At 31.3% G+C, this 26,327-nt stretch carries 32 protein-coding genes, 2 pseudogenes and 2 riboswitches; of the genes and pseudogenes, 22 read left to right on the top strand and 12 right to left on the bottom strand.

Annotated elements, in window-relative coordinates; genetic code table 11:
- Window positions 1-87 precede the first annotated feature (87 nt).
- Entirely contained in the window at window positions 88-291 is a 204-nt protein-coding gene (locus HZR23_RS06760; RefSeq protein ID WP_132849183.1) for a hypothetical protein, read from the top strand.
- A gap of 132 nt (window positions 292-423) precedes the next feature.
- On the opposite strand, the gene HZR23_RS06765 is transcribed toward HZR23_RS06760, so the two are convergent.
- Window positions 424-1,653 carry an NAD(P)/FAD-dependent oxidoreductase gene (locus HZR23_RS06765; protein ID WP_132849184.1) on the bottom strand — a complete coding sequence of 410 codons (1,230 nt, stop codon included), beginning with the start codon at window positions 1,651-1,653 and terminating at the stop codon, window positions 424-426.
- Window positions 1,654-1,859: 206 nt separating this feature from the next.
- Here HZR23_RS06765 and HZR23_RS06770 point away from each other — a divergent pair, with 206 nt between their 5' ends.
- The 6 genes and pseudogenes from HZR23_RS06770 (at window position 1,860) to HZR23_RS06795 (ending at window position 6,578) form a co-directional block, all read left to right on the top strand.
- Window positions 1,860-2,534, top strand: coding sequence for an asparagine synthase C-terminal domain-containing protein (locus tag HZR23_RS06770; protein ID WP_330615941.1), 675 nt, complete (start codon window positions 1,860-1,862; stop codon window positions 2,532-2,534).
- 319 nt (window positions 2,535-2,853) lie between these two features.
- Window positions 2,854-3,210 carry a LapA family protein gene (locus HZR23_RS06775; RefSeq protein WP_132849185.1) on the top strand — a complete coding sequence of 119 codons (357 nt, stop codon included), beginning with the start codon at window positions 2,854-2,856 and terminating at the stop codon, window positions 3,208-3,210.
- Between the two features lie 307 nt (window positions 3,211-3,517).
- Window positions 3,518-4,135: a SafA/ExsA family spore coat assembly protein gene (gene safA, locus HZR23_RS06780; RefSeq protein WP_330571475.1), complete on the top strand. Its 618-nt coding sequence runs from the start codon at window positions 3,518-3,520 to the stop codon at window positions 4,133-4,135.
- Window positions 4,136-4,521: 386 nt separating this feature from the next.
- Entirely contained in the window at window positions 4,522-4,935 is a 414-nt protein-coding gene (locus tag HZR23_RS06785) for a MarR family winged helix-turn-helix transcriptional regulator (RefSeq protein WP_243098258.1), read from the top strand.
- Window positions 4,936-5,027: 92 nt separating this feature from the next.
- Window positions 5,028-5,449 (top strand): annotated as a pseudogene (locus HZR23_RS06790) (ArsA family ATPase).
- Window positions 5,442-6,578: an alpha/beta fold hydrolase gene (locus tag HZR23_RS06795; RefSeq protein ID WP_132849188.1), complete on the top strand. Its 1,137-nt coding sequence runs from the start codon at window positions 5,442-5,444 to the stop codon at window positions 6,576-6,578. Before HZR23_RS06790 ends, HZR23_RS06795 begins: the two are co-directional and overlap by 8 nt.
- Window positions 6,579-6,672: 94 nt before the next feature.
- Here HZR23_RS06795 and HZR23_RS06800 read toward each other — a convergent pair whose 3' ends face one another.
- Window positions 6,673-7,218, bottom strand: coding sequence for a cupin domain-containing protein (locus HZR23_RS06800; protein WP_279229901.1), 546 nt, complete (start codon window positions 7,216-7,218; stop codon window positions 6,673-6,675).
- 251 nt (window positions 7,219-7,469) lie between these two features.
- Here HZR23_RS06800 and HZR23_RS06805 point away from each other — a divergent pair, with 251 nt between their 5' ends.
- From HZR23_RS06805 to HZR23_RS06820, 4 genes are all read left to right on the top strand, one after another.
- Complete coding sequence (locus tag HZR23_RS06805) at window positions 7,470-8,087, top strand: class I SAM-dependent methyltransferase (RefSeq protein WP_207667912.1); 618 nt, start codon at window positions 7,470-7,472, stop codon at window positions 8,085-8,087.
- Window positions 8,088-8,110: 23 nt separating this feature from the next.
- On the top strand, window positions 8,111-8,509 hold the full coding sequence (locus HZR23_RS06810) for a secondary thiamine-phosphate synthase enzyme YjbQ (protein WP_132849189.1): 399 nt from the start codon (window positions 8,111-8,113) through the stop codon (window positions 8,507-8,509).
- A gap of 48 nt (window positions 8,510-8,557) precedes the next feature.
- Window positions 8,558-8,624: riboswitch (Fluoride riboswitch) on the top strand.
- Between the two features lie 92 nt (window positions 8,625-8,716).
- Complete coding sequence (locus HZR23_RS06815) at window positions 8,717-9,892, top strand: cation:proton antiporter (protein WP_132849190.1); 1,176 nt, start codon at window positions 8,717-8,719, stop codon at window positions 9,890-9,892.
- Window positions 9,893-9,905: 13 nt separating this feature from the next.
- Entirely contained in the window at window positions 9,906-10,238 is a 333-nt protein-coding gene (locus HZR23_RS06820; protein WP_132849191.1) for a nucleotide pyrophosphohydrolase, read from the top strand.
- A gap of 61 nt (window positions 10,239-10,299) precedes the next feature.
- On the opposite strand, the gene uppP is transcribed toward HZR23_RS06820, so the two are convergent.
- On the bottom strand, window positions 10,300-11,127 hold the full coding sequence (gene uppP, locus HZR23_RS06825; RefSeq protein WP_132849192.1) for an undecaprenyl-diphosphatase UppP: 828 nt from the start codon (window positions 11,125-11,127) through the stop codon (window positions 10,300-10,302).
- 143 nt (window positions 11,128-11,270) lie between these two features.
- Here uppP and HZR23_RS06830 point away from each other — a divergent pair, with 143 nt between their 5' ends.
- Window positions 11,271-12,200 (top strand): S66 peptidase family protein, encoded by a 930-nt coding sequence (locus tag HZR23_RS06830; protein ID WP_132849193.1) that lies wholly within the window; start codon window positions 11,271-11,273, stop codon window positions 12,198-12,200.
- A 1-nt stretch (window position 12,201) separates the two neighbouring features.
- Entirely contained in the window at window positions 12,202-13,386 is a 1,185-nt protein-coding gene (locus HZR23_RS06835) for a M20 metallopeptidase family protein (RefSeq protein ID WP_132849194.1), read from the top strand.
- Between the two features lie 71 nt (window positions 13,387-13,457).
- On the opposite strand, the gene HZR23_RS06840 is transcribed toward HZR23_RS06835, so the two are convergent.
- Window positions 13,458-13,991, bottom strand: a complete 534-nt coding sequence (locus HZR23_RS06840) for a hypothetical protein (protein WP_132849195.1) — start codon at window positions 13,989-13,991, stop codon at window positions 13,458-13,460.
- A gap of 177 nt (window positions 13,992-14,168) precedes the next feature.
- Between HZR23_RS06840 and HZR23_RS06845 the strand changes: the two genes are divergently transcribed.
- The 5 genes from HZR23_RS06845 (at window position 14,169) to HZR23_RS06865 (ending at window position 17,422) form a co-directional block, all read left to right on the top strand.
- Window positions 14,169-14,846: a DUF421 domain-containing protein gene (locus HZR23_RS06845; protein ID WP_132849196.1), complete on the top strand. Its 678-nt coding sequence runs from the start codon at window positions 14,169-14,171 to the stop codon at window positions 14,844-14,846.
- A gap of 16 nt (window positions 14,847-14,862) precedes the next feature.
- The gene (locus tag HZR23_RS06850) at window positions 14,863-15,243 is read left to right on the top strand and encodes a DUF4363 family protein (protein ID WP_132849197.1); all 381 of its coding nucleotides are present in this window, start codon (window positions 14,863-14,865) and stop codon (window positions 15,241-15,243) included.
- Window positions 15,244-15,291: 48 nt separating this feature from the next.
- Complete coding sequence (locus tag HZR23_RS06855; RefSeq protein ID WP_132849198.1) at window positions 15,292-15,786, top strand: GNAT family N-acetyltransferase; 495 nt, start codon at window positions 15,292-15,294, stop codon at window positions 15,784-15,786.
- Between the two features lie 205 nt (window positions 15,787-15,991).
- A complete protein-coding gene (locus HZR23_RS06860; protein WP_330571476.1) occupies window positions 15,992-17,167 on the top strand; it encodes an NAD(P)-dependent malic enzyme in 1,176 nt (391 codons plus the stop codon).
- A gap of 72 nt (window positions 17,168-17,239) precedes the next feature.
- Window positions 17,240-17,422 (top strand): small, acid-soluble spore protein, H family, encoded by a 183-nt coding sequence (locus HZR23_RS06865; protein ID WP_132849199.1) that lies wholly within the window; start codon window positions 17,240-17,242, stop codon window positions 17,420-17,422.
- Window positions 17,423-17,472: 50 nt separating this feature from the next.
- Here HZR23_RS06865 and HZR23_RS06870 read toward each other — a convergent pair whose 3' ends face one another.
- The gene (locus tag HZR23_RS06870) at window positions 17,473-17,940 is read right to left on the bottom strand and encodes a hypothetical protein (RefSeq protein ID WP_132849200.1); all 468 of its coding nucleotides are present in this window, start codon (window positions 17,938-17,940) and stop codon (window positions 17,473-17,475) included.
- 188 nt (window positions 17,941-18,128) lie between these two features.
- Here HZR23_RS06870 and HZR23_RS06875 point away from each other — a divergent pair, with 188 nt between their 5' ends.
- Window positions 18,129-18,488: an ArsR/SmtB family transcription factor gene (locus HZR23_RS06875; protein WP_132849201.1), complete on the top strand. Its 360-nt coding sequence runs from the start codon at window positions 18,129-18,131 to the stop codon at window positions 18,486-18,488.
- A 222-nt stretch (window positions 18,489-18,710) separates the two neighbouring features.
- Window positions 18,711-19,250, top strand: a complete 540-nt coding sequence (locus HZR23_RS06880; protein WP_132849202.1) for a peroxiredoxin — start codon at window positions 18,711-18,713, stop codon at window positions 19,248-19,250.
- A 48-nt stretch (window positions 19,251-19,298) separates the two neighbouring features.
- On the opposite strand, the gene HZR23_RS06885 is transcribed toward HZR23_RS06880, so the two are convergent.
- Both HZR23_RS06885 and HZR23_RS06890 read right to left on the bottom strand, forming a co-directional pair.
- A complete protein-coding gene (locus HZR23_RS06885) occupies window positions 19,299-19,880 on the bottom strand; it encodes a flavodoxin family protein (protein ID WP_132849203.1) in 582 nt (193 codons plus the stop codon).
- A gap of 46 nt (window positions 19,881-19,926) precedes the next feature.
- The gene (locus HZR23_RS06890) at window positions 19,927-20,700 is read right to left on the bottom strand and encodes a folate family ECF transporter S component (protein ID WP_132849204.1); all 774 of its coding nucleotides are present in this window, start codon (window positions 20,698-20,700) and stop codon (window positions 19,927-19,929) included.
- Between the two features lie 76 nt (window positions 20,701-20,776).
- Window positions 20,777-20,874: riboswitch (THF riboswitch) on the bottom strand.
- A 258-nt stretch (window positions 20,875-21,132) separates the two neighbouring features.
- Between HZR23_RS06890 and HZR23_RS18190 the strand changes: the two are divergent.
- Window positions 21,133-22,847 (top strand): annotated as a pseudogene (locus HZR23_RS18190) (IS1634 family transposase).
- Between the two features lie 135 nt (window positions 22,848-22,982).
- Here the strand turns inward: HZR23_RS18190 and HZR23_RS06900 are convergent.
- The gene (locus HZR23_RS06900) at window positions 22,983-24,242 is read right to left on the bottom strand and encodes a putative manganese transporter (RefSeq protein ID WP_132849743.1); all 1,260 of its coding nucleotides are present in this window, start codon (window positions 24,240-24,242) and stop codon (window positions 22,983-22,985) included.
- Window positions 24,243-24,320: 78 nt separating this feature from the next.
- A complete protein-coding gene (locus tag HZR23_RS06905) occupies window positions 24,321-24,713 on the bottom strand; it encodes a DUF1622 domain-containing protein (protein ID WP_249536753.1) in 393 nt (130 codons plus the stop codon).
- 175 nt (window positions 24,714-24,888) lie between these two features.
- Here HZR23_RS06905 and HZR23_RS06910 point away from each other — a divergent pair, with 175 nt between their 5' ends.
- Complete coding sequence (locus HZR23_RS06910; RefSeq protein WP_213050343.1) at window positions 24,889-25,221, top strand: hypothetical protein; 333 nt, start codon at window positions 24,889-24,891, stop codon at window positions 25,219-25,221.
- On the opposite strand, the gene HZR23_RS06915 is transcribed toward HZR23_RS06910, so the two are convergent.
- The 3 genes from HZR23_RS06915 to HZR23_RS06925 are packed head-to-tail and all read right to left on the bottom strand — an operon-like array spanning window position 25,202 to window position 26,245.
- Window positions 25,202-25,495, bottom strand: a complete 294-nt coding sequence (locus tag HZR23_RS06915; RefSeq protein WP_132849741.1) for a glycosyltransferase — start codon at window positions 25,493-25,495, stop codon at window positions 25,202-25,204. The genes HZR23_RS06910 and HZR23_RS06915 overlap by 20 nt on opposite strands.
- Entirely contained in the window at window positions 25,467-26,003 is a 537-nt protein-coding gene (locus tag HZR23_RS06920; RefSeq protein ID WP_207667942.1) for a DUF2334 domain-containing protein, read from the bottom strand. The genes HZR23_RS06915 and HZR23_RS06920 overlap by 29 nt, the downstream gene beginning before the upstream one ends.
- The gene (locus HZR23_RS06925) at window positions 26,000-26,245 is read right to left on the bottom strand and encodes a hypothetical protein (RefSeq protein ID WP_132849739.1); all 246 of its coding nucleotides are present in this window, start codon (window positions 26,243-26,245) and stop codon (window positions 26,000-26,002) included. Before HZR23_RS06925 ends, HZR23_RS06920 begins: the two co-directional genes overlap by 4 nt.
- Window positions 26,246-26,327 lie beyond the last annotated feature (82 nt).

The following is a 26,327-nucleotide window of genomic DNA, read 5'->3' on the forward strand; positions in this document are numbered from 1 at the left end:
TTTGCTTATTCTATAAAAATTGTCCATGATCTCTTTAAAAGTACTAAATATAGAATGAGTAATTAGTTTTGTAGAGTTGTAATAAGTTTGGAATCTAAGATAAAGAGTCACAATCAAAATCTTAGACACCTAATTGGTTCACATGAAACAGCTCCAGAGACATTAGCTATGTTAATGGTTGAAGTTGTGCCACTAACACCATATATTAAAGAACACGCAAAAGCATCTGAGAAAAAGCAGCCAAACGCTGTTATTTTAATCTGTTCTAAATTTAAAAGTCTAACCCTATAAATAAATCTATTCTTTTTGAAGATGAAATCTGATAAGTAATAAATAGAAAATTATATTTATGTATAAAACATCCTTCCTTTAGGGAAGACGAAGTGGATTCTATAGATGTTGTCCACCTATATAGGGTTTGTTTTATCGATCCAATCTAAACAAATTTAACTCCTCTCTTCTATTTCCTAAATACAAATCTCTTAGAAGTTGTCCACCGATAATTGAATATAATATTCCATTGGAACCATAGTTTAAAGAAAAGTAACAGTTTGGCATTAAATTATATTCTCCAATATTTGGTAGTCCATCTTTTGTAATTCCAAATATTCCATTAAATTTATATTCAATTTCAATATCTTTAATATTTGGAAAACATGTTCTTAGTTTATTTTCTAAAATGTCATATTTCATTTGGCATAGAGGATCTTTTTTAATTAAATTTGACATTTTACTATTTTCCTTTCCTATTTTCTCATCTTCTCCACCAATAATAATTCTATTGTCTCCCGTAATTCTCAAGTATGTATAGGGATTTTTATTGTCTCTTATTAGGCATGTGTTATGCCAACCAGTAAAGTCTTTAACAGGCTTAGTGACAATAGTAAAGGTTCTATACAGATCAACCACTTTTTTATCAAAATATTCTCTTGCGTCATATCCAGTTGCAATAATAACTTTTTTTGCTTTTATAACAAAATTGTTACTAGTCTCCAAAATTACATAATCATTATTTGGATATATACTTGTTATTTCTGTATTCTCATAAGCATTAAGGCCTCTATATATTGATTTAGATATAAGGGCATGGGTAAGTCTATAGGGGTCTATATAGCCCCCTCCACTTTTAGAGAATATCCCACCTTCAATGGGAAATGAAAAAAGTTCTTTTGCTTGCTTTTTATCTAGAAACTCAACTTTGAATCCATTTTCCTTCCTAAATTTAAATTCCTTATTTAGATAATTAACATCCGATGGATTATCAGTATAATATAAACACTCTTTTAATGTAAAATCACAATTATCTTCTAGATTATTTATGATATTTTGCATATCATCTAATCCTTTTTCAGTAATCTTAAAAGCTTTAACGGCTTCACTTTCTCCAATCATGGCAGATAAACCAACTAGGTCTATATCAATTTCATATTGTAAAATAGCGGTGGATGCTCTAGTACTACTATATCCTATTATATTTTTTTCTACCAAAGTAGTGTTAATACCCGCTTCTGTAAAGTAATAAGCCGTTATTGCACCAGTGATTCCTCCACCTAATACTAAAACCTCACAATTTATATCTTCCTTCAAGTAAGGATACATACAAGGAACTTTATTAATATTTGACCATAACATAGATCCTGAAACTAACTGCATAAATAATCCTCCATTCAAATACTATAATTTACTATTATTTTAAAGGTTTTGCAGAGAATTATTCTCCAAGCTATAAATTAATTCAATTTAAAAAGCTAAGTATTCATTTAATCTGATTTTTAATTAATAATTTTAAATCTTGGGCAATTTCTATCATAGTATTGAAGGCCCTAGACAATCATTGGAGTGGTTTTCTCCTTGTAAGTATGTGGTCTGACATTTACAAGTCCACTTTTGTGGGTTTGTTAGTTATTGCATATCGGAATACACATTACAAGATACGATTACATAATAACCCCATGGATGTATCACTATCAGGTGAATGTGCTGATGAAATATTTGGTGGATATCCCTGGTTTCAAAATGAGGAATACCTAATGAGTTACACATTCCCTTGGTCACAATCTACCGTTGAGAGACAATCAATACTGTCAACCCAATTTAATAATATACCTATTTTAGATTATGTAACTGAAAAATATGAACAGACTTTGAGAGAAGTTCCTAAGCTTGAAGGTGAAAGCTTTAAACAGCATAGGAGAAGAGAGATGTTTTATTTAAACATGAAGTGGTTTATGATAACACTGCTTAATAGAAAAGATAGAATGAGTATGGCTAACAGTCTAGAAGTAAGAGTTCCATTTGCAGACCATGAACTAGTAGAATATGCATGGAATATACCTTGGGAGATGAAATACTTTAATGGCCAAGAAAAAGGAATTGTAAGAAAAGCTTTAAAGGATATATTGCCAGAGGAAATAATAAAAAGGAAGAAGAGCCCCTGTCCTAAAACATATAACCCTATATATACAGAAGGTGTTCAAAGATGGATGAGGGAAGTATTAGCTGATAAAACATCACCTATATTTAGAAAAGGTTAAAGAAATTGTTGAAACTGGCGGCAAATCCTTTGGCAAACCCTGGTACGGTCAATTAATAGCAGGCCCACAACTTATTGCATACTTAATTAAAATAAATATATGGCTTAAAGAGTATAAAGTAAATATTGTATAAGAATAGGGCCTAGAGCCCTATTCTATCTCTTTTACTAAAAGTGAAAGTCAGATACTATAACCTATCTAATATTGTATAAAATTTATTGACAAGCATAATGGTAGAAATATACAATTAAAGATATAATATATGTATTTATGCAATAAAGAGTAAGTAAAAACTACTTTATGTTAGGTGGAGATTTGTATGCAAAAAATTCAGTTTATGTTTATAATTAGTCTTGTCTTTGCTATTATAGTCACTATATTTGCATTGACAAATGCAAATCCTGTTGTAATAAATTTGATTTTTTATAAATTTGAAGCATCACAAGCACTGATAATATTTATTTCAGCAGCACTGGGGGCCATAATAGTAACCTCTTTGGGTTTAATAAAGCATATAAAATTAAAAAGTAAAATAAAAACATTACATAAAGAGAATGAAGAATTGTCTACTAAACTTCAGAACTTACTAGACGAAATGAATACTAATAAGATGCAAAAGCATGAATCAGATTCAAGTAGTATTGAAGAAGAGATAGGTGCTATACACAACGATTGAATTTAAAATAAAAGTAAAAGAGTCAGACCAATCTAAAAACTTAAAAGAATTGTCATCATATAATATGATGGCAATTTTTTAGTGTAAAAATTATTTCTAAATTAAAAGACGATTATGTGTAGTAAATAAATGTAATAGCATAAGTGAGTTACTATGATTAATGGACAACAAAAGATTAACTAGAAAAACCTACTTCTTTATAGTTATATTATTAACATTACTGGATATTTTTTGTCAGACTAACAATCATTGAGGGGTTATCTCTGATGTTTAGTAAGGTATACTTTATTTAGAAGGAGGAATGAATATGAAAAAAATATTAATTATTTTTATGCTTGCATTAGTCCTTTTATTAGGATCAAATCCATTAAGTGTTGAGGCTAGTACTCAATCCCATACAGTTGTGTCAGGAGACACTCTTTGGAAAATTGCTCAAAAGTATCAAGTAGGGGTATCGGAATTAGTTAATATAAATACGCAGTTACAAAACCCTGACCTTATCTATCCAGGTATGAGAATAACAATACCTAGTCAAGCCCCAGATAGAGCCTTTGAACTTGAGGTAGTTAGATTAGTAAATATTGAAAGATCGAAAAATGGATTGAAGCCACTTAAAGAAAACTGGGAATTATCCAGGGTAGCCAGATACAAGTCAAATGATATGAGGGATCGAGGATACTTCTCTCACACTTCACCAACCTACGGATCACCATTTGATATGATTAAAAGCTTTGGAATAAGATATACTGCTGTTGGAGAAAATATTGCAATGGGACAGCGAAGTGCTGTAGATGTAATGAATGGTTGGATGAACTCACCTGGTCACAGAAGAAATATATTAAACCCTAACTTCACTGAAATTGGAGTAGGTTATGCAGCTGGTACAAGAGGACCATATTGGACTCAAATGTTCATAAATAACTAGTTTAAATTATTAATAATAGTTAAACGGTAATGTGTATAGTTAAAAAAGGTCTTCTTTCTGACAATAATTAGAAATAATGCAGTCAGAGAGGAGATTTTTTATGTTCCAAAAGTGATAGTAGTAGAATGACAAAATGAATGTAATTTAAATACCCGTTTCTATTATTGTGTTAAGCTCAAACCATAGAACACGGGTATGTTAAATAGTAGTAGCGGCTTTAAAAAACTTATAGAATATCTTGACAAACCAATATCAAAAATAATATCTCTATAATTAGAATATTACGCATAACGAAATATTCTTAGGAGGTATTAAATTTTAACTCAGCCAATATATATGATTTCTTTTTCAACAATATTAAAAAACTATTTTATCCAGAAAATTGCTTGGAGTTTGACTCTAACTTTTCTAAATCAGAGCTTTTAACTTTGTTATTAGTAGAGAGATATGGCCAGATTATTATGAGTCAAATAGCAGAGCATATTAATCTTCCGATGAGTACTACATCTGGAATGGTAGAAAGATTAGTAAAAGGAGGATTTTTGAAAAGGGAAAGAAGTGAGGAAGACCGACGTATTGTTGTGATAGCATTAACAGAGCAGGGAAAAGGTTTGGTGAGTAAACTAAAAAGAATCATACATAATTACATCAATAAGATTACTGAAGAGTTGACAGAAGAAGTACAGCTACTATACAAAATATTTATTAAAACTATGAACATTATTAATAATATGCATAATGATGAAACTATAGGAGGTAAAGAAAACAGTGGTAAAATAAAAAAAATAGAAATTGAATAGTAGAAGTAAAGCCCAATAAAAAATGGTCTTTTAAATAAAAAAGTATTTCGTGAATGGAAATATTCTTGAAATGAAATAAAAGGAGGCTAATTATGATAATAATTTTAAATACAGGAAAGGGAGGGGTCGGAAAGACTAGTATTTCCGCAGCAACTGCTTTACAATGTGCGAAAAGGGGTTATAAAACCTTGGTGTAAGTACTGGTGCCGCCCATAGTTTAGGAGACTCATTGGAAATACAATTAACCTCAGAAGCTGTTGAAATTCAAGAAAATCTATGGGCTCAAGAAATAAATACTATACATGAAACTGAACAAGGGTGGAAAAAGGTACAGGAATATATAACTACCCTGTTAATGTCAAGAACAATCAAAGATATTACAACAGAAGAATTAACAACGTTTCCTGGTATAGAATATTTATTGGGTTTGTTGAGAATTTTGAAATACTATAAGGAAAAGATTTATGACGTCATAGTAAACAAAGAGTGTGGAGGAGGTCTGTTTCATGAGTAGATTTACATTTCCCGTAGGATATCATAGGTTAAATAAAACGAAGATCATCGATTTTCAACTTAATAGATGGTACTCATTTGGATATGTTCGTTTGGAAGATATGAAGGAAGCTGGCAATAACATTAAAGGATTAGATGACTGGAAAGATGAGATGGTAAGGCAAGCAAAAAAGGCAGAGAAAGAAAATAGAATGATGAATGCAGCTTTTTCTTATAGAGCAGCAGAATTTTTTGTTTTACCAACTGATCCAGAAAAAATAAATCTTTATGATAAGTTTATAGAACTGTTTTATGGAAAGGTAATTTCTGAAGAAAACATAAGAAGGATCTTGATTCCTTACGAAGATTCTTTTTTACCTGCTGTACATAGTTCATCAAAAACCAATAATCTAAAAGGAACAATAGTTATACATGGAGGATTCGATTCTTTTATGGAAGAGTTCTATTCTATGGGGGAATACTTCTCAGAATTTGGTTATGAAATAATATTATTTGAAGGTCCTGGACAAGGAGGGGCTTTAAAAAAATATAATCTACCATTGACCTATGAATGGGAAAAGCCTGTTAAAGCAGTCCTTGATTATTTTAATCTTAATAATGTGACTTTACTTGGAATATCAATGGGAGGATGGTTATGTCTAAGGGCTGCAGCCTTTGAATCAAGAATAAAGAGAGTTATAGCATCGAGTATTGCCTTTGACTATATGCAAATACCTCCTAAACCAGTTGCAGACTTTGCACGATTTATAATGAAGTTTCCGAGCTTAATGAATTATCTTGCAGAACTAAAAACACGATTTAGAGCTCAAGAAAAATGGGGTGTGTATAATCTTATGTATATAACAAAGAAAGATACACCCCTGGAAGCAAGTAAAGCTATGTTAGAACTTAATGAGGAAAATCTTCACTCAGAGCTAGTAAAACAAGATGTTCTTATATTAACAGGAGCAGAAGACCATTTCATACCGTTAAAGATGCACTATAAGCAGGTTCAGGCCCTTAAAAATGCAAATTCAGTAACTGATATAGTCTTTACAAAAGAGACACAAGGTCATAATCATTATCAGGTTGGAAATTTCGGTCTTGCATTAGAAACTATTAAAACTTGGCTAGATGAATATAACTCCTAGTACTTATGAAAGCGAGACCTAATTGCAGGTATACTAATAAATAATAAGTTAAAAAAGTGTAGATATTGCTATATTCTACACTTTAATAATTTGGTTAGTACTTATAATGATTTTCAGCATCTGCTTTCGTTCTGTGTATAGTGCCCCGAGGATGCTCAGGTGGGGCATAAATAGAGTACAGTTTTAGAGGTGTACGTCCTGTATTAATCAAATTGTGCCATTTACCAGCGGGGATAAATATTGCATCATCATCATAGACCTCTGCTTTAAAATCTAATTTATCTTTACTGTCTCCCATCATAACAACCCCTTGACCTTCTTCAATACGTATGAATTGATCATGGTCTTCATGAATTTCTAAACCTATGTCATCTCCAGGATTGATACTCATTAGGGTAAGTTGTAAATATTCTCCTGTCCATAAAGCTAAACGATAATAATCATTTTGTTTGGTTGCCTCTTCAATGTTAACTACATAGGGACATGGGCCATAATCTTTTAATCTAATAGGTTCTGTAGTGGGACATGGGTGATGCATTGCAGGGTGTCCCCAATAAGGGTATTGATAGGGATTATAATAATTATAGTGATGGTACTGATTATATACTGGGTATGGATATGGATGGTGTCCATTATTCACATAAATCACTCCTTTCTTATTTGTTAATATAATATGCTTTGCTTTGAGGTTGGTGTTTAGTTTAAGTCGTAAAGGTTGTAGAGGATAACTACTCAAAGGGCCTTCCTTCACTACATCACACTTATTTATATTCTCAAAAATCAATAAAAATAAAAATATTAACAATTGCTATTATCGGGTTCACTTTTTATTTATAGATTTGTAGAGGGAGAATATTTTGTATATAATATAAAAAGTAGGGGTGAGCAGAGATGGATTTAGAATATACGGATGAGCGGGTAATACCAGAGTTGATGAATCCTAGAAGTGGTATATTACTTGAACATATAGCAAGATATGAATTCGCAAAAAGATTTGTTAAAGGACGAGTATTGGATATAGCCTGTGGTGTAGGATATGGGGCAGATATATTATTAGATGGCCCTCAAGAGGAAGAAATAGAAGAAATAGTAGGACTTGATATTTCCAAGGAAAGTATCGAATACGCTAAATATATGTATGGATTTTTAAAGACTAAGTTTTATGTGCAGGATATTACTCAAGATAATCTCCCAGTTACTTATGGAATCTTTGATACTATTGTTTGCTTTGAAACTATAGAACATTTAGTGGATGATTATAGTTTTATTAAATCACTACAAAAGTTACTAAAGCCTATGGGGACATTAATAATTTCTACGCCCTTTGGTAAAGGAAGAGGTATTCCTTGTTCAAACCCATATCATATTCATCAATATAAAGAGGGTGAGTTTTTAGATTTATTAAGCGTATTTAGCAAAGTAGATATGTATAAACAAATTGACCAAATTATAGAAAAACCAATAGAAAATAAGAAGTATTATATAATGGTAGCTGTGTGCTTTAATTAATTTTGTGCAAAGGTGTGGATAGTATGCTTAAGGAATTACAAATTCAAACAAATAGATTAAATGAATTTATTGATATTACGGATAAAGTACAAAAGTTAGTAACTGAAGGTGGAATTATGGAAGGAACAGTGACTGTATTTATTCCACATACTACTGCTGGAATAACAGTAAATGAAAATACAGATCATGATGTACAAAAAGATATGATAAAACAGCTGAATGATACCATTCCTTATGAAAATAATTATGCACATATTGAAGGAAACTCCGCTGCACATATTAAAGCAAGTATAATGGGTTTTTCTGTAACTATTATTATAAATAGAGGAAGCTTACTACTTGGTACTTGGCAAGGATTATATTTCTGCGAATTTGATGGACCTAGAAAAAGAAGGGTTTTTGTGAAAGTGATGAATGGATAGACTCTTGTAAGTATACGAAAATAATGGTATAATATTACATATTATTAATATACAACAGGCGATGGAGTACCGCCTTTAACCACTAATTATATTAGTTAATGACTCCTACAAACCTTTGGTTCTGTAGGAGTTTTTTTGTATTTAGGGTTATTTTAAATTATAGTTATTTAAATTTATCAGATAATAACAGGAGAAGGAGGAATAATATTGGCACTTAGCTTAGCAATTATTATAATTTTGGGTTTATCAGTAAATAAAATATTTACAAAATTTAAATTGCCAGGTTTATTAGGTATGATTATTTTAGGGATAATATTAGGTCCGTATGGCTTTAATATTATTAGTGAAGATTTATTAAACATATCCAGCGACTTAAGAAAAATTGCCCTTATTGTAATTTTACTTAGGGCGGGCTTTGGTATAAAAAGGGATACATTAAATAGAGTTGGTAAAACTGCTTTAAAAATTAGTTTTATGCCAGTAGTTCTAGAAGGTTTTTCTATTATGGTATTTGGTAGTTATATTTTGGGGATTTCTTACGTCGAGGCAGGGATATTAGGATTTATCATTGCAGCAGTTTCTCCAGCAGTTATTGTACCTCAAATGCTAGGCTTAATTTCAAGAAGAAAAGGTGAAGAGAAGGGAATACCTACAATAATACTAGCTGGGGCATCTGTTGATGATGTTGTAGCAATAACAATTTTTACAGCTTTAGTTGGTCTTTATGGGACTGGTCAAGTAAATATATTTAAACAATTTGTAAAGATACCAATTTCTATTCTAATGGGCATTGGATTAGGTGTTCTAGTAGCAAATCTACTAATTTATTTATTCAAAAGAGAAGGAATGAGGGCAACAAAGAAAACATTAGTAGTTTTAAGCGTTGCAATTATTTTGACAGCTATGGAGGACTATTTAATTAATATTATACCTATAGCTAGTTTGCTTGGTGTAATGACAATAGGATTTATTATACTTGAAAAGGCACCTTATATATCAGAGCAACTGTCCAGTAAGTTTAATAAAATTTGGGTATTCGCAGAAATACTTCTATTCGTTTTAGTTGGAGCTAAGGTAAATATATATGTAGCAGTTGATGCAGGCTTGCAAGGACTAATAATAATTGTAATTGGATTATTAGCTCGAAGTCTAGGAGTATACATATCCTTATTAGGGACAGATTTAAATTTAAAAGAAAAATTATTTTGTATAATAGCATATATTCCAAAGGCGACAGTTCAAGCAGCAATAGGAGCAGTACCATTATCTGCAGGGATACCTTCTGGTGAAATTATATTAGCACTAGCAGTTTTAGCTATTATGATTACTGCTCCAATTGGGGCTATTGGAATACAAATCAGCGCAGATAAATTTTTAAGCTAAAGGAGAGGATAAAATGGAAAATAAAGATATGACATTAAATGAGATGTCTCAAATTGTTGATAAGTACATAGGACAATTTGAAGAGGGATATTTTAGTCCACTGGCTTTATTAGCTTCATTATCAGAGGAAGTTGGGGAATTGGCAAAGGAAATAAACCATTTTTATGGAGAAAAGCCAAAACGAAAAGGTGAGGATGAAAATACAGTGGGAATGGAGTTGGCTGATTGTTTATTTATTCTTTTATGCTTTGCAAATGCATTAGACATTGATTTAAATCAAGCATTTATTAAGATGATGGATAAATTTAATATTAGAGATAAAGATAGATGGACAAAAAAGGAGTAAACATTTAAAAATAGTGAAAATAAAAACCTACTAAGGAATGAACTTAGTAGGTTTCTTAATATTATATTATACTCATAATAACGACAATAGCACCTACTGCCCAAGTGTAGAATGAGAAGTAGTAGAGCTTCTCTTTATTAATAAAATTGATTAATGTTCTAATTGCAAAAACCCCTGATAGAAACGAAGCTAAAATACCCACCATTAGGATTGGAAAAGTAAACTCACCTAGCCCTGCAGTTAAAGCCACTCTAGTCTCAAGTATAGTTGCTCCAAGAATAGATGGGATAGATATGAGAAATGAAAACCTAGTAGCAAGTCTCTTGTTAAATCCTCTAAATAGTGACCCAACGATAGTAGAACCTGATCTTGAAATACCCGGAGTAATGGCAAAGCCTTGGAAGATACCTATAAATATAGCATCATACCAGCGCATTTGACGCAAATCTTTTTTTCCTGAATGCATTCTTTCTGCTAACCATAACAAAGTACCAGTGATTATTAATGAAATCCCTATAATAAGTTGGGAACGGTAAAAACTTGAGAAAATGTCCTTGAATAATATGCCCATTAAACCTGTAGGTATAGTTGCTAAAATAATAAGAAGGCCTAGCTTCCTATACTCATTATTAAGTTTTAATCCCTTTCCAGTTAGAACTTCAAATATTACAAGAAAAAATTCTTTTATTAGATTAATCAAATCATCACTATACACAAAGAAAACTGAAAACAAGGTACCTATATGAAGAATTACTGTGAAAAATAAAATTCTTTCTTCGGGAACATTTAGTAAGTGCTGTGCAACAGTAAGGTGTCCAGAACTACTTACTGGTAGAAATTCTGTTAAACCCTGAATAATTCCTAATATTATAGCTTTCAAAATGGTCAACTCTTTACACCTCCAATTTAATAAATCACAAAAAAGATTATAACATAATTAATATATTTTTAATAACATTTAATTATTTATATATATTTATCATATTTATAGTTAATATAAATTAAATTTTAATGGTTAGGGGGAAGATATAATTGTTTAAGCCAAAAGCTCTAAAGTTAGGGGATACAATAGGGATAATAGCCCCATCGAGTCCTGCAGATATAGATAAGGTTTACAAAGCCAAGAGCTATATTAATAATATGGGATTTAAGGTTAAGTTGGGGAAAAGTTGTTTTGAAACCTGGGGCTACTTATCTGGGGATGATAGTATTAGAGCAGAGGATTTAGATAATATGTTTGCAGATAAGGAGGTAGATGGAATTCTCTGTTTGAGAGGTGGCTATGGGGCATCAAGAATATTAGATAAAATTAACTTCAATATTGTTAAAGAAAACCCTAAAATATTTGTAGGGTATAGCGATATAACAGTTTTACATACAGCTTTCAATCAAATATGTAATTTAGTAACATTTCATGGTCCAATGGCTGCATCAAATATGAGTGATGAAATTGATCAATTTACTATAGACTCTTTTTTAAAGGCTATTTCAAGTACAGACCCTTTAGGTAATATAGAAAATCCGATCAATGAAAAAATTGGCTGTCTAGTTCCTGGTGAGGCATGTGGTCAAATAATCGGTGGTAATTTAGCCCTAATCGCGGGTACGTTAGGAACTCCATATGAAATAAATACAAAAGGAAAATTACTTTTAATAGAAGAAGTAGAGGAAGAGCCCTATAGGGTTGACAGAATGCTGATACAATTAGCTCTAGCCGGTAAGTTAGAGAATGCAAAGGGTATAATACTTGGGGACTTCAAAAATTGTACACCAAAGGAGTATGTTAATAGTCTAAGTCTTATGGAAGTATTTCAAAGCACAATAGTGCCATTTAATAAACCAACTATATATAATCTAAAGGCGGGACATTCATTTCAAAAAATTACTATTCCTTTTGGGGTAGAAGCAAAGTTGGTTTCCGATGAAGGTAAGCTAACAATTTTAGAAAGGGCGGCATTATAAGATGTTAGATAAACTTATATTAAGAGAGGCTAAGTCTATTTCAGATTGGTTAGTGACTGTCAGAAGAAACTTTCATATGCATCCAGAGCTAGGATTAGAAGAATTTGATACACAGCAAAAAATAGTTTCATATCTTAAAGATATGCAGATTCCATATATAAGTCCGGTTGCTAAAACTGGTGTAGTAGGTCTTATAGGAAAAAAGGTAGATGGAAGAACGATAGCCCTAAGGGCAGATATGGATGCTCTACCTATCGAGGATAAAAAAGATGTAGAGTATAAGTCCTTAGTCAAAGGAAAAATGCATGCATGTGGACACGATGTACATATGACAGTACTTCTAGGTGCTGCAAAACTATTAAAATCAATGGAAAATGATATAAATGGGAATGTTAAACTAATATTTCAGCCTGCAGAAGAGACTGTGGGCGGAGCGAAAACTATGATTGAAGAAGGTGTGCTTAATAATCCAAAGGTAGATACAGTATTAGGCTTACATGTATCTGCAGAATTAGATGCTGGAAGTATAGGTGTGAAATATGGTCAATCTAATGCAGCGTCTGATACAATAAAAATAATTATACATGGAAAAAGTTCCCACGGTGCCCGTCCATATTTAGGAGTAGATGCAATATCTATAGCAGGACAGGTACTAACAACATTGCAAACGGTAGTTAGTAGAAATGTAGATCCTAGATCCTCTGCAGTTGTAACTATAGGAGTAATTAGAGGTGGAGAGCAAGGGAATATAATTGCAGATAAGGTGGAGATGGCTGGGACAGTTAGAACATTGAATAATAGTACCCGTGAAAATGTTTTAATTAGAGTAAAGGAGATAGTTGAAGGAATATCAGAGGCCATGGGTGGAAAAGGAGAGTTTATTAGAGAAGAGGGGTATGCACCTGTTGTAAACCATAATGATATAGTAAAAGTAGTAGAAGAAAATGGCAAGAAACTTTTAGGAAAAACTAATGTTAAATTAATAGAACTACCAAGTTATGGTGTAGAGGATTTTGGATATTTTATTGAAAAGACACCAGGGGCATTCTTTTATTTAGGAGCAAGAAATAAAGAGAAGGGTATTATAAAAGATGTTCATAACAGTCTATTTGATGTAGATGAGAAATGTTTACATATAGGAGTTGCAATGCAAGTGCTCAATGTTTTATCTCTTTTAAGTAAATAGATTATAGTTAGACAAAAAAATCATGGTCATTAGGCCATGATTTTTGTTATAAGTAGTCACCCTCTACTTCACTAGTATCTATAAAATGTTGATGGTAATGATATGTCTGAAGGAAGCATATTATTTGTATCAATTTCTGAATGAATTTCGTACAGTGCTTTTTTAATTTGCTCAACATCCTTGATAGATTTTGGTAGAATATGTTTGATGTAGACTTCAAATATTTCAGCAACAGCTTTTAAATCATTCTCACTATTCTCTGAATAACTGGCAAATTCTAGCATCCATTGCATTTCATATGGAATCGTAAAATATATTTCTCCATTGAGCTCATATTTGTATCTATTATTTTGTAAGCCTATAATTTCTGAAATGGTTCTAGCTCTAGCTAGTGCTCTATAGGCATCCAAGTAGTGTTGTTGTTTAGTAATAATATCTTCACTTTCAACACTAAGACGTATTGCTTCGCTAGAATTTTGAAGTTGCTGTGAGTAATGCTCAAATAAGTTAGTAGTCACTCTAACATTTTTCAAAAAATAGAAAGTATTTAAACTGAGACTTGCTACAAGAACTATGAAGATTAACTTTGTAAAAAAAACTTTCATTTGTAACCTCCCAAGTACTATCTTTTCTTATTTATAATATTGTAATTAGACCTATGATTCAACACATAACATTTTCCATCTAAAGATATGGATAGGTTTTAATTTACTTTTTCTGAATGGATAACAATATAAATGCCATAATAAATTCAAAAGATATTTTAGGTGGGATAAGGAAAAATGATAATAACATTTATACGAACTTTAACTTTATATTTTTTAGTAGTAGTAGTGATGAGGATGATGGGAAAACGTCAGATAGCGCAGATGCAGCCATTTGAGTTAGTAATTGCCATAATGATAGCAGATTTGGCTGCTACTCCTATGGAAAATACAGGGATACCATTACTAAATGGTGTAGTTCCTATAATAACTCTATTATCTGTACAGGTAATAGTATCATTTATATCAATTAAAAGCGAAGTAGTCAGAGAGATAATTTGTGGTAAACCAAGTATACTAATTAATCGAGGAAAGCTTGTTCAATCTGAATTAAGAAGACTTAGAATAAATATGAACGATTTATTAGAGCAACTTAGGGGAAAAGATTATCCTAATTTAAGTGATGTTGAGTTTGCAATATTAGAAACAAATGGGGAATTAAGTATTATTCCAAAGACATCAAAACGAACTGTAATAGTTCAGGATTTAAATCTAAAAGTTCAACAAGAGGAATTGCCAATAACAGTTATCGTAGATGGTAATCTATTATACTCAAACTTACAAAAGACCGGTAGAGATGAAAAATGGTTACATAGGGAACTAAAAAAACAAGGGTTAGAATCAATAAAAGATACTTTTTTTGCTTTTTTGTCATCGGAAGGTGAATTCTTTGCTCAGAAAAAGGATTTAAACTAATGGGAGGAAGTATTTTATGAAAGTGGTAATTATTACAGTTGTAATTTTAATTATATTTTTTGCAGGCACCATGTATATAAACCAACTTGTAGAACAAAATGTTAAGGAAATGATAGCAGTTATTAAGGATTTAGATAAGGCAATTGAAAGTCGTAATTGGGAAGAGGCAAATGAATATATTGGAAAACTTGATGATAGTTGGTCTCATGGAAAAAAAATCTGGCCACTGTTTATGGAACATGCGGAAGTTGATTCGATTGATGCACTTACAATTAAAATAAAAAGATTTATTGACATAGAAGAAAGGGAAATGGCTTTAGGTGAAATAGTTTCGCTAGAAGAGATGTTAAATCACATTATTCATAAGCAATCATTAAAACTATCAAATATTCTATAAATTATGCTATAATACTTAATATTAAACACTGTAATAAAGGGGTAGCATATGAAACCAATAGTAGAAAAGTTTAATACAGAAGATTGGGAGCAAGTAAACCAAATTTTTATTGAAGGTATTAGAACCGGTAACTCCACATTCACAAAGCTGCCTCCTACTTTTGATGAATGGAAATCAACATATATTGTGGAAAGTTGTTTTGTAGCAAAGGCAAACGAGAAGGTATTAGGCTGGACTGCAATAAAGCCTGTTTCTAATCGTCCTGTTTTTGTTGGAGTAGGAGAGGTAAGTATTTATATTGGGAGAAATTATAGGGGACTCGGTATAGGTAGTTTGCTTTTAACTCAAATTATCGATTGGTCAGAGAGTAATGGTTTTTGGACATTACAATCTAATATTTTTCCTGAAAATATAGCTAGTTTAGCTCTTCATAAAAAATTTGGATTTAAAGAAGTTGGTATGAGGGAGAAAATTGGTCAGCTGGATGGGGTATGGAGAGATATAGTACTGTTAGATAGAAGAAGTAAAAAAAATGGTATTTAGCTTGTACTAAATAGTAAACACTTTAAATAGACGACATTATTTTTCGGTAATGTCATTTTTGTTCGTGTTGTTACGTACTTTATGTGAAAAATATTTAATTATAATCACGTTTATGATATAATGCAACCAAATAAAAAGTTTTAAATGAGTAGTTAACGATAGTATTTATATACCAGATTTAAATTAAACTTAAGGGGCTGAAGAAATGATTAGTATTGAAGAAAAAAGTTTAAAGTTACATGAAGATAACTTAGGAAAAATTGTAGTACAATCTAAGGTAAGGGTGGAAACTAGAGAAGATTTGAGTATGGCATATACTCCAGGAGTTGCAGAGCCATGTAGAGAGATACATAAAGATAAGGAAAAGGCATATATATACACAGCAAAAGGTAATTTAGTAGCTGTTGTATCTGATGGGACGGCTGTACTCGGATTAGGAGATATTGGTCCTGAAGCTGCTATGCCTGTTATGGAAGGAAAAGCGATTCTATTTAAGAATTTCGGAAATGTAGATGCTTTCCCTATATGTTTAGATACTAAAGATGTAGACGAAATTGTAAAAACAGTAAAATATTTAGCCCCTACCTTTGGTGGGATTAACTTAGAAGATATTTCTGCTCCTAGATGTTTTGAAATAGAGAGAAGGCTTAAGGAAGAACTAGATATTCCTGTTTTCCATGATGACCAACATGGTACAGCAATTGTAGTATTAGCAGGATTGATTAATAGCTTAAAAATAGTAAAAAAATCCTTTGAAGAAATAAAGGTAGTTATAAATGGTGCTGGTTCTGCTGGAATAGCTATAGCAAAGCTATTACTAGAGGTAGGAGTGAAGGATATAATTCTGCTTGGTAGAGAAGGGATAATATATTCCGGAGCACCTAAAATAAATAAATATCAAGAGGAAATTAGCAAAGTAACAAATATTAATAATTTAAAAGGGACACTTGCTGATGCTATGAAAGAGTCAGATGTTTTTATAGGTGTGTCTGCACCAAATGTTGTAACTAAAGAAATGATATCTACAATGAGAGAGAATTCAATTATTTTTGCATTAGCCAACCCTATACCTGAAATAATGCCTCATTTAGCAAAAGAAGCAGGGGCAAAAGTAATTGCAACTGGAAGATCTGATTTTCCGAACCAAATAAACAATGTACTAGCTTTTCCAGGGATATTTAGAGGAGCTCTTGATGTAAGAGCATCTAATATAAATGAGGAAATGAAGATAGCTTCGGCTCATGCAATCGCAAATATTATTGATGAAAAAGATTTAACACCAGACTATATAATACCTGAAGCATTTGATAAAAGAGTGGCACCAGCTGTTGCAAAAGCAGTTTCTTTAAAGGCAATTGAAACAGGTGTAGCAAAAAAATAGATTAGTAATAAAATTGCTTTCTTGTGGGAAAATATAATTAATTATATTTTTCTTATAAGGAGTGAACTAGTAATGGATATAAAGAGAGCAAAAGCAATTATTGAGTCAACTAGGGAAATAGAAGTCCAATATAATGGACAATCAGTGTGGTTGGAAGGCATAAATGAAATAAATTCAAAAGTAGAAATCAAAAATCATAAATCATCAAAGGTAAAAAGATATGTTGATGTTGACGAATTAATTGAGATGAAATAAATAATAAAAAGATAGGATTCCCTATCTTTTTATTATTTATGGAATATTTATTAATCATGTTTTTTTCTAGGATTAAAAAAATAACTTCTGGCCATATTTCCAAATTTAGAAATACGTATAACACTAGGCCTCATAATAAAAATCCAAAGGCTAGATAATGCTCCTACATTTGTTGGTGTTGCGTATTGAAATAGTAAAAATACTCGTGAAATCCTTAGAACACCAGCAATTCGAAAAAAAGTACTAAATGGTATAATTGCAAGAACTGTTATTATACTGGATTTTAAACACTTGATTTTATTATTTGCTCTATATAAGCTGATAATTAAGTCTAAACCAAAAATTATACAAATGATATAATCTATATTTATAATTAAATGAATAGTAGATTCATTGAAGTTAACAAACAAATCTATTAAGGAAAATAAAACTATTAATAGAGAAACAGTAACCATAAATATTTCATATATAATTAAGCGATTTAATCGTTTGTTGAATTCATCTATATGTTTTTTCAATGAAACACCTCCCTAATCAATACTTCAATTATAACATCTGAAGTAGTAAAATAAAAATATAACAATGTGACAAATATATACATTAGTATCCAGGAACTGTAGGTTTATGATTGACAAAACTAAGACAGTTTAGTAATATATAAATCAAACCACATATGAATATATATTCATATGAATTGGAGGTTAACATGAAAAAAGATATAGAAGTTTGTGAAATACAATGTATTCATGAGAAAGATGTTAAGGAAGTAAAAGAAAAAATGATGCAGGATGAATTGATATTAGATATGGCAGAGTTCTTTAAGGTGTTTGGGGATGCAACACGAGTTCGTATTATGTATTCATTATTTGATAAAGAAATGTGTGTATGTGATATAGCTGCAGTTTTAGAGATGAATCAGTCTGCAATATCACACCAGTTAAGGATATTAAAAGCTAAAAGATTAGTTAAGTTTAGAAGAGATGGTAAAATAATATATTACTCATTAGATGACGACCATGTTAAGGAAATACTTGATAAAGGTCTATTACACATAAAGCATAAGTAACTTAGTGGATAACAAATATAATTTAATTTTGAACATAGTTTGGGAAAACCTAAACTATGTTTTTTAGTATAGTAGGAACATAAATTGGATAAAATATTAAATATGTTAATCATAATTATATTTAATTAATAAAAATTATTGTTTAGCCATATTAATTAGGGGTATTTATATATTAGATGGTATTAAAATAAATAAGATATATATAATAGGAGGTTCTTTTTAATGGCACAAAGAATGGTTGGTGTGGAAGCACCTTTTTTTCAAATGAAAACAGTAGATGGTGGGGGACAGAATTTTGGAAGTGTATCCCTTAATGATTATAAAGGAAAATGGTTAGTAATGTTTTTCTATCCATTAGATTTTACATTTGTATGTCCAACGGAAATAACTGGATTTAATAAAAAGATTAATGAATTCAGAAGTCTAGGTGCAGAGGTTTTAGGTATTAGTACAGATAGTGAGCACTCTCACAAGGCGTGGATTAACACAGCTATCGATAAAGGTGGCTTAGGAACCTTAGAATTTCCTTTAGCTTCTGATATGACTCAAAAAGTAGCAAAGGATTATGGAATTCTAGTTGAAGAGGATGGAATTGCCTTAAGAGGTCTATTTATTATTGACCCTGATGGAATACTAAGATATTCTGTTGTACATGATTTAAATGTAGGTAGAAGTGTTGATGAAACATTAAGAGTCCTACAGGCGTTAAAATCAGGTGGGTTATGCCCTATTGATTGGAATCCAGGTGATGAAACTTTATAAGTTTAAATATTTTGTATCCCCTTATTATTTTTAGATTGAAAGGATAAGTTATCCTTTCAATCTTTTTTTTAATTCTAACCCAATATTATGGGCTTTACTTAGGGTTTCTTGATCCTCTATTATAGGATGAGCATCAATATTTGGAACAAATAAATTGCCTATATATTCACAATTTATTGACTTGAAAAATAGGTCCATTATAGGAATTGTAGCACTAAAAAGTTCAGGGCTTTCTGGCATTCCTGCAGTTGAAATGAAGAAACCAATTCTTTTTTTATCAATGTCTATAATGGATTGATTTAATACATATTTACTTGACCAAATAGCCTGGCATCTATCGATAATGGATTTAAGTTGTGCACTAACACTGTTAAAATACAAAGGTGATGAGATTATAACTACATCAGCTTCATTAAATTTTTTATAGAGCATAGTCATATCATCGTTAAAAATACACCCTAGGTTTCTAGTACAAGCATCACAGGCAATACATGGCTTGACTATCAAATCACTGACCAAATACTTCTCAATAGTAATAGTTGGATCCTGAAGACTTTTAAGTATATTGGTTATTAGTGCTTCATTATTTTTGTTTTTTCTGGGACTACCCACAATAGCTAATATTTTCAATAATACATCTCCTCTCTCTAAAGAAAAAAGCTACTATAAATAGTAGCTATATTGTAAGATATCCAAAATTATATAAAAATAATAAAATGATTAATGTGTATACAACAAGAATTTTAAAACTGAAAGATAATAGTTCTTTACCAAAGCTATTATTATTTTTAATTCCTAAGACAATACCTATTAAAGGTAATACAAATGATATTACATAGAGTAAGTCTTGATTAGTAGTAGTGTCATTAATTGAGAAATTAATAACATTAGTTTGTTTAAAGTTTTTAATCAATACTAAAGTTATCAAAGTATTTATACATGCAATTATTGTACTAGCCACAATACGCGTTGGTAATAATATAAAAAAGCTTTTTCCAAATAAATGTGTTAGCCAATATGTGTTTAAACCTAAAGATACAATTGCAAGCACTAGTATATTTGATATAAATACATTAAGTGTAGACAGTTTATCCTTACGACTAAACATTATTACTATTCCAGGTAATGCCCCAGTTAGAACGCTACTTAGGGTAAAGCCAGGGTGAAATGCACCACCATGGGAATTGATCATAAAACCAAGTATATCACTAATAAACCCTACCATAGCCCCTGCTACTGGACCTAAAAGCATACCAGATAATATCAAGGGAATATTACCAAAGCTTAAACGTATTGTTCCACCAAAAATCATTATTGCACCTAGTCTAGTCAAAACAATATTCATAGATACTAAAAAAGAGGCAATAACTAATGCTTTAGTAGATAAACGGTTATGAGCTTTAATGCTTTCTTTACTTAATTGTCTAGAAACTAAATGAGAGCTATCCATATTTACACCTCCTCTCTCTGAATGCAGGCAAAAAATGCTACACTAGATGAGATAGATGTTATGATATCTCTCAGTGAGCAGCGGACGCAACATTATACCGCGAATAATAAATCATTCTTCGTTTAGGAGCAACTTCCCATCTCCTAACACTTAACGCATAATGCCTACTCTGCCTTTGATATAATAATACAAGTTATTATTTATATTGTAAAGCATAATTAGTTAAACCACCTAATCTCAAAATAATATATTAAAAGACCAAAGATAATAGCAGGTATTGTAGAAATAACAGTTGCCCGGGTCTTTGACAGTTGAATAATAAAAAAAATCGCTAAAGCTTTGAAAAGGCTTTATTTTTTTGTAAATTTTCTCAAATATTTCTTTCGTATTTTATCGTATTGTGTTATAATATAGATAACTGGGGGTGTTATTATGAGATTATCACTTTCTAAATCTAAAAATGCTACTTCACTTTATGTGATAAAGGATATAATTGAAAAAAATAAGCGTACTACTAAAATTGTTGAAAAACTAGGTACATATGATGAGCTTCTTAACAAATTAAACGGGGAAGACCCTATTGAATGGGCTAAGAAATATATCGATGAACTTAATAAAAAAGAAAAAGAAGAAAATAGTACAATCATGGTTCAATACTCGCCTACAAAACTTATTGGTAAAGATAAGCAACAGTCTTTTAATGGAGGCTATCTATTTCTTCAAAAGATTTATCATGATCTAGGAATTCACAAAATCTGTAAAGAGATTTCCAATCGCCATAAATTCACTTTTAATCTTGACTCCATACTATCTAGACTTTTATATGGTAGGATTATCTTTCCTGGTTCTAAGCTTTCCACCTATAACCTATCTACTAGATTTTTAGAAAAACCTGATTTTGATATTCAACATATTTATAGAGCACTTGAAGTTATTTCTAAGGAAACTGATTATATTCAATCGGAGCTTTATAATAATAGTTATAAACTTTCTAAGCGTAATTCAGGAATTCTTTATTATGACTGTACGAATTACTTCTTTGAGATTGAGCAAGAGCAAGGCTTAAAACAGTATGGGTATTCAAAGGAACACAAACCTAATCCTATCGTACAAATGGGTCTTTTTATGGATGGGGATGGTATTCCACTAGCATTTAGCATTACTAAAGGTAATACTAATGAACAAACTCACTTTAAAGCCTTTAGAACAGAAGATACTTAATGATTTCAAACTCTCAAAGTTTGTCGTATGCACAGATCTTTGGACTAGCGTCAAATGACAATAGGAAATTTAATGATCAAGGTGGACGTGCTTTTATAACCACTCAGTCAATCAAAAACTTAAAAACATCTTAAAGAATGGGCACTTTCTAGCGAAGGATGGAGTTTAAGTGGTAGTAGTAAGGTTTTCGATATCTCTGATATTGAAGAAGACAATTTTGCAGATATTACTTTTTATAAAGAGCGATGGATTAAAGAAAATGGTTTGGAACAAAAGCTAATTGTAACTTATTCAATTAAATATAGAGACTATCAAAGAAAAATTCGAAATAAACAAATTGAGCGTCTTTGTTAAGGTAATAGAAAACAATCCATCAAAACTCAACAAGTGTAATCAGAACGATTACAAAAGATTTATAGGAAAAACAAGCGTTACATCAGATGGTGAGGTGGCAGAAAAGGACCTCTATCGACTGGATTCAGATATTATATCAAAAGAAGAGGCATATGATGGTTTTTATCTTTGTATGCACAAATTTAGAAGATGAAGCTTCTGAAATTATTAAAGTTAATCATAAACGTTGGGAGATTGAAGAATGCTTTAGAATTATGAAAAGTGAATTTAAGGCAAGACCAGTGTACTTAACAAGAGATGATCGTATAGAAGCACACTTTACAACTTGTTTCTTGGCAATGGTGCTTTATAGATATCTTGAAAAACACTTAGATAACAAGTTCACCTGTACTGAAATCATACGAGAGTTAAGGGGTATGAATTTTTATGAAATCCTTGGCGATGGCTATATTCCAACTTACACACGCACAGATTTTACAGATGCACTTCATGAGGCTTTTGGCTTCAGAACGGATTATCAAATAATAAAAAACACACATATGAAAAATATTTTTAAAGATACGAAAAGATAAAAAAATTACGCACTTTTTGGACAAATATATAAAGCTTGTAACCTACTATTTATAACAGGTTACAAGCTTTTTTTCTTTATTAACTGTCAAAGATGGGATAATAATACAAGTTATTATTTATATTGTAAAGCATAATTAGTTAAACCACCTAATCTCAAAATAATATATTAAAAGACCAAAGATAATAGCAGGTATTGTAGAAATAACAGTTGCCCAAATAGCTGAGCGTCGATCAATAGCTAATAGTGGGAGCAGAGCATCTCCGTCTTGGGAAACTGCATTTGCAAACAATGCGGCAAAGGGAATTAATCCTCTTGTAAATAGTGCTACGAAAACTATTTGTGGACCACAGCCAGGTATAAGTCCTATTGCGGCACCTATTAAAACCGATAATATGCCTGTGGCTAATAAAAAACCTTCCATTGTTGCTTCTCCTAAAGCATAGTCACCAGCCCCTAAACCTAAAATACCAAATTCATATGCAAGGAAGCCTATAAATACCCATGTTATGACGAAAGCTGTATCAAGGGCATTATGAACAAAAGTTTCTTTTAATGACATTACCTTAAGTTCTGCCTCTTCGTGACTTTCGTGGTCTAAAAATTTTTTACTCATAATAGTCATAATAATAGAGAAAGTAATACCTATTGTACCTAGAATATGTCCTAAATTTATATTTGTTAGTTCGTTAATATCAACTTGAAATAATAGGGCTATACCTAGTGGAAGACCAACCATCATTAAAAACCAGTAAATATAAAATGCACTATGAGTAAACCTATATCCAAAAGTTTCATGAGACATATGTCCTTTAAGTTCGTGGTGTAGTAAAAGATCTATTTCGTCCCCTTCTTCATGGCCAATATGAGTATAACCATTTTTACAGCCCATTTTTTCACATTCGTATTCGTGGAGAACGTGATCATATTGCTTATGCTCAAAATCTAAATCTACCTTATCTTTTTTTCTCATCTTATATTTATTTAATATAGATTCACCCAAACCTGTTTTATCCACTACATAACCTGTTATTATTGCTACTACGAAGGATATAGCACTAATTAAAAAGTAATGAAGAGGACTACTTGCTAATAGAACAAAGGCGGCATCTCCCATTGTCGCAATTAAAGTTGCAGTTACAGTACCAAAGGTTACTGCACCCTTGAAAAAGAGAGGCATAACAAAAATAGCTCCACCGCAACCAGGGGTTAATCCTAAAAATGCCCCAATAACTGGTTGGAACTTTTGTGATGTTTTTATAGTTTCAATAAAGGCTCCGGATTTCTTATAATTTATAAAGCCAAATAGTAATAAAACAGCACCAACAAATACACCCACTTCTAAAAATGCTGCTTCGGCGCTATCAAGTATCAAATTTAGTATTTGATCGATCATTTAAAAACCCACTTTCTGCTACGATATTATGTAAGGAATATATATTTTTAAAATATACCCATTAATGGAGAGTTCAAACTATTGTCCTGGTTTAACATCATTTTCAGCTTTCTTTTGAAATATGTCGTCATGTTTTAGTTCGGATTTTATTTCCCAATGTATGACATAGGTTAGAATTATTCGTAGAGCGATAATTGCAGCTAAAACCTTAATTTCTTCTAAAGTTCTAACTAATACAGTTCTAAGTATCTCTGCACCTAGTTTAAACTCTAGACCAAGGGCTAGGCCTTTAGCTATCTCTATTTTTATAACTGTATCATTAAATTTTAACCTGTTCAATATATAGTAGTAAAAACCTCTTAGACATGAAAATGCTATAACAAAAACTCCTATAAATTCAAGTATATTAATAGTAAAAACAACTATGATTTCAAAATAGTGCTCCACCATTTTTAGCACCGCCTTTTCCATGATATATGTTTAGTATAGCCTATAAGAAACATAAATAAAATAAATGATACCCAATATAAGGCATCATTTAATAGAAAAGATTTATTGCTAGTCTTTATTAGTATCCTCTTGTTTATAACGTTGAGTCTTATAACACGTTGTTTCTTCACGAAGAACTAATCCCTTTATTTGTAAGATGGAGGCTTGTAGTACGAGCAGTAACCAAATCTGGGAATATGAAAAGTACATTATTATAATAGTAATAAAGTTTCTTAAGTTTAATTGGTCTTTCTCTAAGCTAATTGCTAATAGTAGTTCAGTTAAAAAAAGAAGGAAACCAACAATTAATAATACATATGAAATAAATCCAATTTTAAGCCCTAAGTCAACAAATAAACTGGCAACGAGTATGCTGTGTGAAGTAAGAATGCCTCCTATGAATAGGAAGTATGTAAACAGAAAATATAGTAAATCAATAACTACCCTTCGATTACTTAATTTATTAAAATTTAATAGATATTACCTATAACATAGAGGTTACCTTGGACCCATCCAGTCCGTTGTTTCCACCAAACTCTCCAAGTTTCTGGTTCTTGTTCCCAAGTTACCGCTGCAGGATAGAACATAATTTTATAGACTAAGTTATATACTCTAATAGTCAATTCTGTATCTTCAGACAGGGCCCCTTCGTCCCAGCCCCCCAGTTCATCTAAAATAGATTTTCTTATTGCAAAGTTTGTGCCTGGAATAGTTGTTAATTTAAAGCAAAACCACCTACCCGCTTGACCCTTCACCTGTTTCACTCAATCTAAACTGGTGTGTATATCCGTGTAAAACTATACTGCCACCATTGTTTTGCATATATTTAAGTGCTTTTAATAGCTTAGGTGAGTCTGAAAAATGATATTGCTTTCCCGTTTCTGGGTTTGTATAAACAGGAATTACAGAGATCATATAAGGTATTTTTTTGTTTTTTAAAATTACAGCAATCTCAACAAGGTTTACGGGATCAACTAATGGATGAATGTCTTCTAGGCGAATATAACCGGGACGAATCATAGAAGCGCTTGATTCAAATACCTTATGAAGCATCTCACCAAAAGCTATAGAAAAAGGTGGTTTTATAAATGTGGAAGCAAAATAGTAGGTATTTGGGTACTGTATACAAAGGGGGTATTCATTATCACCGTATCTTCCTATTAGTATGAGGTTAGTATTTGGAGTTACAATATAAGTGTTAATTATGAGGGAGGGTACATATGTGAGGTATTGCTCTGGATTACTTCCTGAGACTATTTGATCAATAATCACTTCATTGGGAATTCATTGGGAATAATCTCTAAGAAAGAAAATCGGTTTTCTAATTGATCTAAGTTATAGCCAATGCCCACCATAACACCAGAAAAATTACTTGCATAATGTAAAGTATTTTTTGGAAGAATTTCTTTTTCATAGCCATAGTAGAATAAATGGCTAACATCATTTAAATTGTCTTTTGTAAATTGTAAAGTTGATCTAAACTCTATTTCATCTGTGAAACGCCCAATAAGCATATCTAGCATTCGTTGATGTTCATCTATTTATAGACTGATTTTCATTGAAGTTATAGGGATCTAAGGGGTTAAACAGATTTTA

Source organism: Serpentinicella alkaliphila (genome assembly GCF_018141405.1).
GTDB classification, from domain to species: Bacteria; Bacillota; Clostridia; order Peptostreptococcales; family Natronincolaceae; genus Serpentinicella; species Serpentinicella alkaliphila.

Bases quoted from the DNA above. Each gene is read 5' to 3' on its own strand.
- HZR23_RS06765 (WP_132849184.1), bottom strand. From the start codon at position 1,653: ATGCAGTTAGTTTCAGGATCTATGTTATGGTCAAATATTAATAAAGTT.
- HZR23_RS06770 (WP_330615941.1), top strand. From the start codon at position 1,860: ATGTGGTCTGACATTTACAAGTCCACTTTTGTGGGTTTGTTAGTTATT.
- HZR23_RS06775 (WP_132849185.1), top strand. From the start codon at position 2,854: ATGCAAAAAATTCAGTTTATGTTTATAATTAGTCTTGTCTTTGCTATT.
- safA (WP_330571475.1), top strand. From the start codon at position 3,518: ATGAAAAAAATATTAATTATTTTTATGCTTGCATTAGTCCTTTTATTA.
- HZR23_RS06795 (WP_132849188.1), top strand. From the start codon at position 5,442: ATGAGTAGATTTACATTTCCCGTAGGATATCATAGGTTAAATAAAACG.
- HZR23_RS06805 (WP_207667912.1), top strand. From the start codon at position 7,470: ATGGATTTAGAATATACGGATGAGCGGGTAATACCAGAGTTGATGAAT.
- HZR23_RS06810 (WP_132849189.1), top strand. From the start codon at position 8,111: ATGCTTAAGGAATTACAAATTCAAACAAATAGATTAAATGAATTTATT.
- HZR23_RS06820 (WP_132849191.1), top strand. From the start codon at position 9,906: ATGGAAAATAAAGATATGACATTAAATGAGATGTCTCAAATTGTTGAT.
- HZR23_RS06835 (WP_132849194.1), top strand. From the start codon at position 12,202: ATGTTAGATAAACTTATATTAAGAGAGGCTAAGTCTATTTCAGATTGG.
- HZR23_RS06840 (WP_132849195.1), bottom strand. From the start codon at position 13,991: ATGAAAGTTTTTTTTACAAAGTTAATCTTCATAGTTCTTGTAGCAAGT.
- HZR23_RS06845 (WP_132849196.1), top strand. From the start codon at position 14,169: ATGATAATAACATTTATACGAACTTTAACTTTATATTTTTTAGTAGTA.
- HZR23_RS06850 (WP_132849197.1), top strand. From the start codon at position 14,863: ATGAAAGTGGTAATTATTACAGTTGTAATTTTAATTATATTTTTTGCA.
- HZR23_RS06855 (WP_132849198.1), top strand. From the start codon at position 15,292: ATGAAACCAATAGTAGAAAAGTTTAATACAGAAGATTGGGAGCAAGTA.
- HZR23_RS06860 (WP_330571476.1), top strand. From the start codon at position 15,992: ATGATTAGTATTGAAGAAAAAAGTTTAAAGTTACATGAAGATAACTTA.
- HZR23_RS06865 (WP_132849199.1), top strand. From the start codon at position 17,240: ATGGATATAAAGAGAGCAAAAGCAATTATTGAGTCAACTAGGGAAATA.
- HZR23_RS06875 (WP_132849201.1), top strand. From the start codon at position 18,129: ATGAAAAAAGATATAGAAGTTTGTGAAATACAATGTATTCATGAGAAA.
- HZR23_RS06880 (WP_132849202.1), top strand. From the start codon at position 18,711: ATGGCACAAAGAATGGTTGGTGTGGAAGCACCTTTTTTTCAAATGAAA.
- HZR23_RS06890 (WP_132849204.1), bottom strand. From the start codon at position 20,700: ATGGATAGCTCTCATTTAGTTTCTAGACAATTAAGTAAAGAAAGCATT.
- HZR23_RS06900 (WP_132849743.1), bottom strand. From the start codon at position 24,242: ATGATCGATCAAATACTAAATTTGATACTTGATAGCGCCGAAGCAGCA.
- HZR23_RS06905 (WP_249536753.1), bottom strand. From the start codon at position 24,713: ATGGAAAAGGCGGTGCTAAAAATGGTGGAGCACTATTTTGAAATCATA.
- HZR23_RS06910 (WP_213050343.1), top strand. From the start codon at position 24,889: ATGGAGGCTTGTAGTACGAGCAGTAACCAAATCTGGGAATATGAAAAG.
- HZR23_RS06925 (WP_132849739.1), bottom strand. From the start codon at position 26,245: ATGCTTATTGGGCGTTTCACAGATGAAATAGAGTTTAGATCAACTTTA.